The organism is Mesorhizobium sp. Mes31, assembly GCF_024519675.1.
GTDB lineage: Bacteria > Pseudomonadota > Alphaproteobacteria > Rhizobiales > Rhizobiaceae > Mesorhizobium.
The window spans coordinates 210374-221509 of sequence record NZ_JALJRL010000012.1 but is presented as its reverse complement, the minus strand read 5'-3'; the positions used below and the strand labels follow the sequence as shown (position 1 = coordinate 221509).

Annotated in this window: 12 protein-coding genes; 3 read left to right on the top strand and 9 right to left on the bottom strand. The window is 64.1% G+C overall.

The features are described from left to right. Positions 1-144 precede the first annotated feature (144 nt). Entirely contained in the window at positions 145-624 is a 480-nt protein-coding gene (locus tag NR193_RS21480) for a DUF1772 domain-containing protein (protein ID WP_256752758.1), read from the bottom strand. A 133-nt stretch (positions 625-757) separates the two neighbouring features. On the opposite strand from NR193_RS21480, the gene NR193_RS21475 reads away from it, so the two are divergent. Continuing rightward, positions 758-1387, top strand: a complete 630-nt coding sequence (locus NR193_RS21475) for a TetR/AcrR family transcriptional regulator (protein WP_256752757.1) — start codon at positions 758-760, stop codon at positions 1385-1387. Positions 1388-1528: 141 nt separating this feature from the next. On the opposite strand, the gene rpmE is transcribed toward NR193_RS21475, so the two are convergent. After that, positions 1529-1750 (bottom strand): 50S ribosomal protein L31, encoded by a 222-nt coding sequence (gene rpmE, locus NR193_RS21470; RefSeq protein ID WP_006327661.1) that lies wholly within the window; start codon positions 1748-1750, stop codon positions 1529-1531. A 204-nt stretch (positions 1751-1954) separates the two neighbouring features. Here rpmE and NR193_RS21465 point away from each other — a divergent pair, with 204 nt between their 5' ends. After that, complete coding sequence (locus NR193_RS21465) at positions 1955-3757, top strand: ABC transporter transmembrane domain-containing protein (protein ID WP_256752756.1); 1803 nt, start codon at positions 1955-1957, stop codon at positions 3755-3757. A gap of 35 nt (positions 3758-3792) precedes the next feature. Here the strand turns inward: NR193_RS21465 and NR193_RS21460 are convergent, their stop codons facing one another. Continuing rightward, positions 3793-5280: a carboxypeptidase M32 gene (locus NR193_RS21460; protein ID WP_256752755.1), complete on the bottom strand. Its 1488-nt coding sequence runs from the start codon at positions 5278-5280 to the stop codon at positions 3793-3795. Between the two features lie 142 nt (positions 5281-5422). Between NR193_RS21460 and NR193_RS21455 the strand changes: the two genes are divergently transcribed. Further along, positions 5423-5776, top strand: coding sequence for a DUF1304 domain-containing protein (locus NR193_RS21455; RefSeq protein ID WP_256752754.1), 354 nt, complete (start codon positions 5423-5425; stop codon positions 5774-5776). A gap of 159 nt (positions 5777-5935) precedes the next feature. Here NR193_RS21455 and NR193_RS21450 read toward each other — a convergent pair whose 3' ends face one another. The 6 genes from NR193_RS21450 to efp form a co-directional block, all read right to left on the bottom strand. Beyond that, on the bottom strand, positions 5936-6370 hold the full coding sequence (locus tag NR193_RS21450) for a hypothetical protein (RefSeq protein ID WP_256752753.1): 435 nt from the start codon (positions 6368-6370) through the stop codon (positions 5936-5938). 239 nt (positions 6371-6609) lie between these two features. After that, a complete protein-coding gene (locus tag NR193_RS21445; RefSeq protein ID WP_256752752.1) occupies positions 6610-7641 on the bottom strand; it encodes a peptidoglycan -binding protein in 1032 nt (343 codons plus the stop codon). Position 7642: 1 nt separating this feature from the next. Beyond that, a complete protein-coding gene (locus NR193_RS21440; RefSeq protein ID WP_256752751.1) occupies positions 7643-8668 on the bottom strand; it encodes a MotA/TolQ/ExbB proton channel family protein in 1026 nt (341 codons plus the stop codon). 99 nt (positions 8669-8767) lie between these two features. Further along, a complete protein-coding gene (locus tag NR193_RS21435; RefSeq protein WP_256752750.1) occupies positions 8768-9454 on the bottom strand; it encodes a hemolysin III family protein in 687 nt (228 codons plus the stop codon). Positions 9455-9541: 87 nt separating this feature from the next. Then, a complete protein-coding gene (locus NR193_RS21430; RefSeq protein ID WP_256752749.1) occupies positions 9542-10342 on the bottom strand; it encodes an inositol monophosphatase family protein in 801 nt (266 codons plus the stop codon). Between the two features lie 86 nt (positions 10343-10428). After that, the gene (efp, locus tag NR193_RS21425; RefSeq protein ID WP_091578946.1) at positions 10429-10995 is read right to left on the bottom strand and encodes an elongation factor P; all 567 of its coding nucleotides are present in this window, start codon (positions 10993-10995) and stop codon (positions 10429-10431) included. Positions 10996-11136: the final 141 nt, after the last annotated feature.

Here is an 11136-nt window from a genome sequence, read left to right as displayed (position 1 = left end):
GTTTTCCTGCGCTTCCGGTGCTCACGTACTTTAAGTACGCTCCGCTCCGGTTCTCGGAAATCGCCGTTTTCGACTCGGCCTGACCTGAATCTCAACACACCTTTCAAGCGTGAGAGAACGGGGTTTTGGCTATGATGGCGATGCTCACCGCCATGCGAAGATGAAGCAGCCAAGAGCCACGATGGCAGTGACGGCTCGGACGTGGTTCCACATGACCCAATCCCTGAGATAGGTGGTCCAGACAGGGGCGCCATTGCTGCTGGCCGGATCGACGGCGGCCAGCGCATCGTTGAGCGGCACGTTGAAGACCATGGTCACGATCGGGTTGCCGACGAGATAGATCAGGGCGCCGGCGAGCAGCCAGAACGAACCCGGCTGGCTCCAGCCGAGGATAGCGCCGGCGATGAGCACGAGGCAGATCAGCCCGGTGCCGAACAGCGCGGTCATGAAGGTAGGCGTGATTACGGTGATGTTGATCGAATTCATCGCCGCGATGCCGCCCGCCGCCGGCAGGCGGGCGAGCGCCGGCATGACGAAATTGGAGAATGCGAAGAACACGCCGCCGACGACGCCCGCGCCGATCGCGGCGAAGAAGGTCAGGGTGGGGAGAAGTTTCGTGATCATGTCAGTTGCTCCGGTTTCAGGTTCCCGCGCCTCTAAATATGAGCAATCCTCACATTTGCAAAACGTGATAAACCCTCGTATTTGTGCCGTCAAGCCGTTTTCCGGATGATGAGCGCGTTTGTTGGAGACAGTGATGGAAGGCATACCGGCCAACGAGCAGATCGCTTCGCCGCGCCGGGCGCCGAGCCAGCAGCGCAGCCGCGAACGGGTCGAGCGCATGCTGGCCGCCGCTTCGGCGCTGATCGCCGAGCAGGGCAGCGATGCCGTGCGCATGGGTGAAGTGGCGGAACGGGCAGGGGTGTCGATCGGTTCGCTCTACCAGTTCTTTCCCGACAAGCGGGCGATCATCTGGGCGCTTGCCGAACGCTACACCACCGAGGGCCAGGCCTGTATCTCAGCGGCACTTGCCGGCGTCCGCGACGCGGAGGGCCTAGGCCAAGCATTTTCGGAGCTGGTCGATATCTACTACCGGCTGTTCCTGGCCGAGCCGGTGATGCGCGATATCTGGTCCGGCACGCAGGCCGACAAGGCGCTGCGCCAGCTCGAACTTGCCGACAGCCGGACCAATGCCGGATTCCTCACCGCGGTGCTGAAGCGGCTGCGGCCGGCGGCCGATCCGGTGGCGCTGGAAACCACGGCGTTTCTCATCTGGCAAATGGGCGAGGCCGCCATGCGGCTGGCGATCTCGGTCGAGCGGCAAGAGGGCGACAGGCTGGTCGCCGCCTACAAGCGCATGGCGCTGCGGGAACTGCTGGCCGAGTAGGGAAAGCCGAGCCCTTGGCGGCAACAAAAAACCCGCCTCGAGGGCGGGTTTTTGATCTGCGACAAGGCCGGAACGGCTCAGGTTCTCACTTTGTGCAAGTCGTTATCCCAAAACCGCTTCGCACTTTTGGGCGACATGCGCTTAGAGGCCGAAACCTTCGAAGCGCTTCTTGAACTTGGACAGGCGGCCGCCGCGGTCGAGCAAGGTCTGCTGGCCGCCGGTCCAGGCCGGGTGGGTGGTCGGGTCGATATCGAGGTTCATCGTATCGCCTTCCTTGCCCCAGGTCGAACGGGTCATGTATTCGGTGCCGTCGGTCATGACGACCTTGATGGTGTGGTAGTCGGGATGGATGTCGGTCTTCATGGTTCGGTTCCTGGCTTGCTGGCGCTGCTGACGGGCATAGAGCCTGCGTCGATGCGCCCCTTTTTAAAACTCGAAGCCGCAGCTATTGAGGAGCCACGGCTTCTAAAACGGTCGGCGAGCCTATACATCAGCCGGAATTGAATCACAAGGCCGCGGCAGGCGCATATTGGTGGCGCAATGCAAAAGGGGCCAGAGGAAACGGTCATGGCGGATATCAGTGGCGATGCAGACGAGCGCCGGCGCTCGCTCAAGCCGCTCAGGCGCCTGTTTCCCTATCTCGGCCGCTACCGGAAAATGGTCATCGGCGCGGTCATCTCGCTGGCCGTCGCGGCGGCGACGACGCTGGCCTTGCCGCTGGCGGTGCGGCGGATGATCGACCACGGCTTTTCGGCGTCGGATTCCAGCTTCATCGCCGAATATTTCGGCATGCTGGTGGTGATGGCCGCTGTGCTGGCGGCTGCGTCGGCCTGCCGTTACTATTTCGTCATCACGCTCGGCGAGCGCGTTGTCGCCGACATCCGCAGCGACGTGTTCAGCCATGTGACGACCCTGTCGCCATCCTTCTTCGACACCGCGCAGTCGGGAGAGATCGTGTCGCGGCTCGCCGCCGACACGACGCAGATCAAGTCGGCTGTGGGTGCCACCGCTTCGGTGGCGCTGCGCAACGTCATCCTCGGCCTTGGCGCCGTGGCGATGATGGTCTTCACCAGCCCGAAGCTGTCGGGCCTGGTCATCGCCGCGATCCCGGTCATCGTGTTGCCGCTGGTCGCCTTCGGCCGCTCGGTGCGGCGCAAATCACGGCTGGCGCAGGACACTCTGGCCAATGCGACAGCCTATGCCAGCGAGCAGATCGGCGCGGTGCGCACGCTGCAGGCCTTCACCAATGAAAGACTGGTCACCGGCCGCTTTTCGTCCGCCGTGGAGGCCGCTTTCGACGCGGCGCGGGCCTCGATCTTTGCCCGCTCGTTCCTCACCTTCTTCGCCATCTTCATGATCTTTTCCTCTGTCGTGGCGGTACTTTGGTTCGGCTCGCGCGACGTGCTCGAAGGCACGCTGTCGCCGGGCACGCTCGGCCAGTTCCTGCTCTATTCGGTGTTCGCCGCCGGCGCGCTCGGCGCTCTGTCGGAGGTGTGGGGCGAGCTTGCGCAAGCAGCAGGTGCCGCCGAGCGGCTGACCGAGATCCTGGCCGAGAAGCCGGCGATCCTGGCGCCGGCCGTTCCGCAGTCACTGCCGGCGAAGGCGAGAGGCGCGATCAGTTTCGACGACGTGTCGTTCTCGTATCCGGCCAGGCCCGACCGCGCCGCCGTCCACGGCCTGAGCTTTCAGGTCAAGCCCGGCGAGACGGTGGCGATCGTCGGTCCTTCGGGGGCCGGCAAGAGCACGGTGTTTTCACTGATCCTGCGCTTCTACGATCCCGAAACCGGCAGGATCGTGATCGACGGTGTCGACGTGCGCGAGGCCGATCCCATCGCCATCAGGCAACGGATCGCCATCGTGCCGCAGGACGTCACCATCTTCGCGGCGAGCGCGCGTGACAATATTGGCTTCGGCAGGCCGGGGGCCAGCGAAGCCGAGATTGAGGCGGCGGCCAAGGATGCGCTGGCCGACGAGTTCATCCTCAAGCTTGAAAAAGGCTACGACAGCCAGGTCGGCGAGCGCGGCGTGACGCTGTCCGGCGGCCAGCGCCAGCGGGTGGCAATCGCCCGCGCCATCCTGCGCGATGCACCGATCCTGCTGCTCGACGAGGCGACTTCGGCACTCGACGCCGAAAGCGAGACGCTGGTGCAGATGGCGCTGGAGCGGCTGATGCAGGGCCGCACCACCATCGTCATCGCGCACCGCCTGGCAACAGTGCTGAAAGCCGACAGGATCCTGGTCATGGACGGCGGCAGCATTGTCGAGGAAGGCACGCACAAGAGCCTCGTCGCCAAGGGCGGCATCTACGCGCGGCTGGCCAAGCTGCAGTTCGAAACCGGTGCAAGCGCCTTCAGGGGGGCCGCGGAGTAGGCAGGCGCTGTGGCCTGGCGGTTCCACCCATAGCCTCACGCGGTTCCATACCGTTTGCGCAGATGATCGGTGAAATACACGGCGTTCAGCTTTTCGCCGGTGGCGCGTTCGAGCAGGTCCGGCGTCGACCAGCGCGAGCCTTGCGACCAGATCCTGTCGCGCCGCCAGGCGTTGATCGCCTCGAATTCTCCCCTGGCGAGATCGCCATCAGCGGACGGATGGTCCCTCGTCAGCGCCGCCCATTGCTGGGCCGCCATCATCGCGCCCAGCGTGTAGGAGGGGAAGTAGCCGAAGGCGGCACCCGGCCAATGCACGTCCTGCATCGGTCCGTCGGCGGGATTGTCGATGGTGGAGAGCCCGAGATAGTCGCGCATCTTGGCGTCCCAGGCTTCGGGCAGGTCAGCCACCTCCAGCCTGCCCGAGACGAGCTCCTGCTCCAGCTCGTAACGCAGGATGACATGCAGCGGATAGGTCACCTCGTCGGCGTCGACACGGATCAGGCCGCGTTCGACGCGATGCACATGCGGCAGGATCTCGTCGAGCGACCAGGATTCGCCGAGATGCCTTTCAACCACCGGCAGCGCCCAGCGCCAGAAGGCAGGGTTGCGGCCGACCTGCTTTTCGACGAACAGGCTCTGGCTTTCATGCACGGCCATACCGCGCGCCTTGCCGAGCGGCCAGTGCGACCATGCCTTGGGCAGGTTCTGTTCGTATAGCGCATGGCCGGTCTCGTGCAGCACGCCCATCAGCGCCGACAGGAAGTCGGAGGTCTTGTAGCGGGTGGTGATGCGCACGTCGCTCGGCACGCCGCCGCAGAAAGGGTGGTGCGATACGGACAGCGAACCGTGTGTCAGATCGAAGCCGACCGCCGCCATCATGGCAAGGCCGAGCTCGCGCTGCCGGTCGATCGCATAGGTCCCCGAAAGCGGCTTCAGCGGGTGCTTGCGCAACCGCGCCTCCTGGATCGCCAGTGCCTCCGGTACGAATCCCTTGAGGAAGGCTTTCAGGTCGGCGAAGACCGGGGTGATGTCCGCGGTGCGGTTGCCGGGGTCGAATTGCTCCATCAGCGCATCGTAGGGGGCGAGGCCCAGCACGTCGGAGCGCAGAGCCGCCTCTTCGCGCACCAGTGCCACCACGCCCTCGAGCGCCGGCTGGAAGCCGGCCCAATCGTTCTTGGCGCGCAAGTCGCGCCACAATTGCTCGCAACGCATGCGCGCCGTCGTCTGCCGTTCGACGAACTCGACCGGCAGGCAGGTGAGGTTGGTGTATTGCCGCCGCAATTCGGCGAGAGCCGCCCGTTGCTCTTCGCCGAGCGTCTCGCCTTCGGCTGCGGTGATCCAGTCGGCGATTTCCGGCGCCGTCGCCCTGGTGTGATACATGCCGGCAAGTGCTGCCATCGCCTCGGCGCGCTTCTCGCCGCCGCCGACGGCCATATGGGTCGCTTCATCGGCGCCGAGGATGGCCAGCGCATGCTCGAGCGCTTCGAGTTTGTGGCCGAGGTCATCGAGTTTTTGAAAGGACATGGCGGCTTCCGTGATTGGGGACGGCGCGAAAAGATACCAACGCAAAGACGTTTGCAACCCTGCGGCCCTGTGCGGCGGATGCATCTTGCGCAGGTGAGGCCGCGCGTGAAATGCTGCCGGCGACACATGAAGGGGGAACAAGATGATCGGCAACATCCTGGTCGGGCTGGTGGCCTTGATCCATGTCTACATCGTCTATCTCGAGATGGTGCTGTGGGACACGCCGAGCGGACACAAGGCATTCAATCTGACGCCGGAATTCGCCAGCGCTTCGAAGGTGCTCGCTGCCAACCAGGGGCTCTACAACGGCTTCCTCGCCGCCGGCCTGATCTGGGGGCTCACCCTTGGCGCGGGTGGTTTCCAGGTCAAGGTTTTCTTCCTGTCGTGCGTGGCCATTGCCGGCCTCTATGGCGCGGCGACGGTTGGTCGCAAGATCCTGTTCATCCAGACCGTGCCGGCGGTGCTTGCCCTGATCGCGGTCTGGCTCGGCCGATAGGGAAAAAGGACGCCCGCGGGATTGGGGTCCCGAAGGCGCCAGGCGGTCCCTTTCTGGTGCATGGACCGAAATCGGAACCGATTTCGCTCGGATCATGCGCGATATCGAAGTGCCGCAGGCCCGCGATTGGCAACAATGCGCGCGCTGGGATAGCCGGTCTCAGCCGTTCGGGTAGTTTCCGCCGTCGGAACCATCGCCGATCATGAAGCCGCTGCCGGTGTCGACCATCAGCCGTTGGTCGACATTGTCGAGCCGGCGCAGCAGGTCATGATACTGCGCGGCCGGTATCCTGCCGTGATCCGATGCCGCGATCTTCTCGGCCGCCTGACTGATGCGGGCCGTGCGCATTTCCAGGCGTTGCGCCACCGCCGGCGTAATGGTGTTGGCCTGCCTGGCGTCGACTATGCCCTGATGGACGCCCTGAACCTGTTCGATGAGACCTTCGACGCGAGGGCCGGTAAAGTCGGTCGGTGCGGTCTCGTCGAGAGCGCCTTTGTGATGGCCCGCCGCATGGGCGCCGGCAAGCGGAACGGCGATGAGGAACGCCGTGAATGTTGCAGTTCTGAGCGAGGTCCTGGGAGTAAAAGAGCGCATCGTCGCGTCTCCTCTTGAAGAGGAAGGTGGCGGTTGTTCCGACAGCCTTCCGGCCGCGGGCCGTCCGGTTCCGTCGCGTCACGATGGGAGGATTCATCGCCGGCGGTTCTCGGCCCGAGCGGGAAGCTAGGACCGCACCGGCACGATGTGTAATTAAAAAAAGATAATCTTTTCAGGCCTTGCCGGTCCACGGCTGCGCCCTAGCGTTGAGCCGGCGAACAAATTCGCGTGATGCGGGATCACCGTTCGGTGAGCTTCAGCTCAATACGGCGGTTCTTGTTGCGAGCCTCTTCGGTGTCGGCCGGGTCGAGCGGCTGGAACTCGCCGAAGCCGGCGGCGACCAACCGGTTGGCCGGGACGCCGTTCTCGATCAGGAACTTCACCACCGAGGTCGAACGCGCCGTCGACAGCTCCCAGTTGTCGCGGTAGCGGCCGGTGCCGGAGAGCGGCTTGTTGTCGGTATGGCCGTCGACGCGCAGCACCCAGTTGATCTCCGGGGGAATTTCCTTCTGCAACTGAATGATCGCGTCGGCGAGTTTCTTCATCTCGACCTTGCCGGCATCGTTGATCTCTTCGGAGCCGGTGGGGAACAGCACTTCCGACTGGAAGACGAAGCGGTCGCCGACGATGCGGATGTTCTCGCGGTCGGCGAGGATTTCGCGCAAGCGCCCGAAGAAGTCGGAGCGGTAGCGGTTCAGTTCCTGCACGCGTTGCGCAAGCGCCACGTTCAGGCGGCGGCCGAGATCGGCGATCTTGGTGTTGGAATCGCGGTCGCGCGTTTCGGACACATTGAGTGCATCCTCGAGCGCGCCGATCTGCTTGCGCAGTGCCGCGATCTGCTGGTTGAGGATCTCGACCTGGCTCAGCGCCTGCTGACTGATCTGGCGCTGGTTGTCGAGTTCGCCACCCAGCTCCGCCGCGCGCTGGTTGGCGGCGTCGCCGGCGCCCGCACCTTGCGCCAGCAATTGTTCGAGGCGGCTCTTCTCGGCTTCGGCCGCCGACAGCGATGCCTGCAGATTGGCCAGCGAATCATCCTTGTCCTGCGCCGTCGAGCGCTCCAGCGCCAGAAGCTGGGTCAGTTCGTTGATCTGCGAATTGAGACGCGAGAGCGCGGTATCCTTGCCAGAGATTTCGCGGCCGAGCAGGAATTGCGCCAGCACGAAGACCGTGAGCAGGAACATGATGGCCAGCAGCAGCGTCGACAGCGCGTCGACGAAGCCCGGCCAATAGTCGATGCGGCGATCGGTGCGCCGGCCCCTGGCGAGCGCCACGTCAGTGCACCCCGGGCTTCTTCAGGGCGTCGGCGATCTTTTCCAGCGTGTTGCGCATCGCCTTCTGCTCGTCGGACTGGGCCTCGACCCAGTCGCGCATGATCTGCTGTTCCGAGCGCATGTTCTTGACCAGGCCGGAAATGCCGTCGGCGAGATTGGCCATGGCGGTGGCGACGCGCGGGTTGGATCCGCCGCCGTTCTCCTGCATGCTGCGCAACCGTTCGGACAGCACGCGGATCTCATCCGAGGATTCGGTCTTGGCCGGGTCGGAAACGACGATGTCGGACGACAGGTCGGTGACCGAGGACAACCAGTTCTCGAGCTCGGTGTAGAAACGCGTCTGGGCGCGGCCGGCCTGCAGGTCGAGAAAACCGAGCACCAGCGAGCCGGACAGGCCAAACAGCGAAGACGAGAAGGCGGTGCCCATGCCGGCCAGCGGCGCGGAGAGCCCTTGCTTGAGCGAATCGAGCACCGCGGCGGCGTCACCCGTGCCCGGGTCGAGCGATTCGATGGTCTCGCGGATCGAGCCGATGGTGTTCAAGAGGCCCCAGAAGGTGCCGAGCAGGCCGAGGAACACCAGCAGGCCGACGAGATAGCGCGAGGTGTCGCGGCTTTCATCCAGGCGCGTGGCGATGGAATCGAGCATGGTGCGCATCGAACTGGTCGAAAAAGCCATCGACGACGAGCGGCTGAGCATCGCCTTCATCGGCGCCAGCAGCACCGGTTCGGTGGTTTCCGAGCCGGCGCGGAAGGAGTTGACCCAGCGCACTTCGCGAAACAGCCGCCCGACCTGGCCAAAGGCCAGCAGGATGCCGACCCCCAGCACGCCGACGATCAGGCCGTTGAGACCGGGATTGCTGCCGAAGGCCGTCGAGATCTGGCGGGTCAGGATTGCGGCAATGAACGCCACGATGGCCAGGAAGATCACCATGGTCAGCAGGAAGACCTGCGGACTCGACAGTTTATGCGGGTCGTAGATCAGGACATCAGAACGTCTGCCCACGCCGAAGGATTTGAGAAAAGCCATCCGTGCCCCGTTTCCGATGCCGCCGCCGATCAGGTTGAACGCGACTCTAAACGGAATTGTGACCAAATTGAATGGCGCTTGGCAATATTGCCCGCCGGGTCAGAAGCGGTTGATGACCAGGCAATCGACCATGGCGGCCAGATGCAGGCCGGCGCCGGTGACGACGAAGCCGTGCCACAGCGCATTGTGGAAGCGCAGCCCCTTCCAGGCGAAGAAGATGACGCCGCAGGAATAGACGATGCCGCCAGCGACGATGAGCGCGATCGATGTCGTCGGCAGCGTCTGGACAATCGGCTTTGCCAGGATGATGCCGCTCCAGCCGATGGCGAGATAGAAGACGATGGCCAGCCGGTCGAACCGGCCGGGAAAGAACACCTTGATGGTGATACCCAGCGCCGCGGCGCACCAGACGAGGACAATCATCCAGCCTGCCAGCGGCGAGCCGTCGAGCTGGGCCAGGAAAGGCGTATAGGTTCCGGCGATCAGCAGATAGATCGCGGCGTGATCGAAGCGCCGCAGGACCCATTTCTTGGGCGATGATACCGGCCATAGATTGTAGGTCAGCGACACCGACAGCACGGTGAGCAGCGAAACCACATAGAAGGCGGCGGCGATGTATTCGCCCGGGCCGACACGAAAGGCCGCCAGCGCCAGCAGTGCCGAACCGGCCGCTATCGCCAATACGATACCGACGGCATGGACGATACCGTCGGCGATCATCTCGGCGCGCGAATAGTGCCAGCGTCCGATGAACGGGATGTCGGGGTGGGGCTTGACGTCTTTCACACTGCCGGGTTCCTGCGCCGTACCCCAATCTGGGCGGTCGGCAGGCAGTATTTCAAGTCTTGTTGGCGGTTTTACGACTGCGGCGCTTCAGCGCGGCGTGAACGGCTTCTTCACGACCTTGAGCAACGCGCGCTGTATGACCTCGTTGCCGGCGACCACCGAGCCATTGTCGAGCATGTCCTGTCCGCCATCCATGTCCGAAACGAAACCGCCCGCTTCGCGGATCAGCAGAAGGCCGGCGGCGATGTCCCAGGCCGACAGGCCGGTTTCCCAGAAGCCATCCATGCGGCCGGCGGCGACATAGGCAAGATCGAGCGAGGCGGAGCCGAGGCGGCGGACGCCGGAGACCTCGGCCATGACGTTGCGCAATTCGACAAGGAAATTGCCGTGGTGGCCGCGTCCCAGATGCGGCATGCCGCAGCCAATGACCGTGTCGACCAGCTTGATGCGGCCAGCGACCCGCAGGCGGCGGTCGTTCATGAAGGCGCCGCCGCCGCGTTCGGCGGTGTAGAGCTCGTCCATGGCCGGATTGTAGATGACGCCGGCGACGATCTGGCCCTGGCGTTCCAAGGCGATCGAGACGGCAAAGAGCGGAATGCCGTGCAGGAAATTGGTCGTGCCGTCGAGCGGGTCGACGATCCAGCGGTGCTGGCCGTCATCGCCTTCCACCGCGCCGCGCTCCTCCATCAGGAAGGAATAGCCCGGCCGCGCCTTCGACAGTTCGGCAAAGACGATATCCTCGGCCTTGCGGTCGGCCTGGCTGACATAGTCGCCAGGGCCCTTCATCGAGACCTGCAGGTTCTGCACTTCGCCGAAGTCGCGCGACAGCGACCGGCCGGCCTTCATGGCGGCCTGAACCATGACGTTGAGAAGTGCGGAGCGTGCCATCGTGCCTCTTCCTGCTGCTGCGCTTTAAACTCTGTCTCGATGCATGTCGGTGACCCAAATCCGGGGCCACTCGTGGGCGACACGCATCAGTCGGCGCGGCGTACGTAAGTGATTTCGTTGGTGTCGACGATGATGCGCTCGCCGGCGCCGATGAATGGCGGCACGAGCACGCGGATGCCGTTCTCCAACACCGCCGGCTTGTAGGATGAGGCCGCCGTCTGGCCCTTCACTACCGGGTCCGCCTCGGTGATGGTCAGCGTCACGTAGTCAGGCAGGGAAATGCCGATCGGCCGGTCCTCGTAGAGCTGAACCGTCACCATCATGCCGTCCTGCAGGAAGGCGGCACGATCGCCGACGAAGTCCTTGTTCAGTTCGAGCTGCTCGTAGCTCTGGGTGTCCATGAACACCAGCGCGTCTTCCTGCGCGTAGAGGAAGGAAAAATCCTTCAGGTCGAGCCTGATCTGCTCGACCGTTTCGGCCGAGCGGAAGCGCTCGTTGAGCTTGGTGCCGTTGATCAGGTTCTTCAACTCGACCTGGTTATAGGCGCCGCCCTTGCCAGGCTTGACGGTGTTGGTCCTGACCGCCACCCAGAGGCCGCCATCGTGTTCGATGACGAAGCCGGGACGGATTTCGTTGCCATTGATCTTGGCCATGATGCGGTGATCCGGGATGCTGCCAACGGCCAAGCCGTTGGTATGGGATGTTCGCTGGGAAAGCGATTTCGGGCCCCCAAGACCACAAATCGCCAGAAGAGGCAAGGGAGCGCCAGGTCGATGCCAGGCTGGAGAGGTCAA

What these genes read in the sequence shown, in the direction of transcription:
- NR193_RS21480 (WP_256752758.1), bottom strand. Translation starts at nt 624, where the DNA reads ATGATCACGAAACTTCTCCCCACCCTGACCTTCTTCGCCGCGATCGGC.
- NR193_RS21475 (WP_256752757.1), top strand. Translation starts at nt 758, where the DNA reads ATGGAAGGCATACCGGCCAACGAGCAGATCGCTTCGCCGCGCCGGGCG.
- rpmE (WP_006327661.1), bottom strand. Translation starts at nt 1,750, where the DNA reads ATGAAGACCGACATCCATCCCGACTACCACACCATCAAGGTCGTCATG.
- NR193_RS21465 (WP_256752756.1), top strand. Translation starts at nt 1,955, where the DNA reads ATGGCGGATATCAGTGGCGATGCAGACGAGCGCCGGCGCTCGCTCAAG.
- NR193_RS21460 (WP_256752755.1), bottom strand. Translation starts at nt 5,280, where the DNA reads ATGTCCTTTCAAAAACTCGATGACCTCGGCCACAAACTCGAAGCGCTC.
- NR193_RS21455 (WP_256752754.1), top strand. Translation starts at nt 5,423, where the DNA reads ATGATCGGCAACATCCTGGTCGGGCTGGTGGCCTTGATCCATGTCTAC.
- NR193_RS21450 (WP_256752753.1), bottom strand. Translation starts at nt 6,370, where the DNA reads ATGCGCTCTTTTACTCCCAGGACCTCGCTCAGAACTGCAACATTCACG.
- NR193_RS21440 (WP_256752751.1), bottom strand. Translation starts at nt 8,668, where the DNA reads ATGGCTTTTCTCAAATCCTTCGGCGTGGGCAGACGTTCTGATGTCCTG.
- NR193_RS21430 (WP_256752749.1), bottom strand. Translation starts at nt 10,342, where the DNA reads ATGGCACGCTCCGCACTTCTCAACGTCATGGTTCAGGCCGCCATGAAG.
- efp (WP_091578946.1), bottom strand. Translation starts at nt 10,995, where the DNA reads ATGGCCAAGATCAATGGCAACGAAATCCGTCCCGGCTTCGTCATCGAA.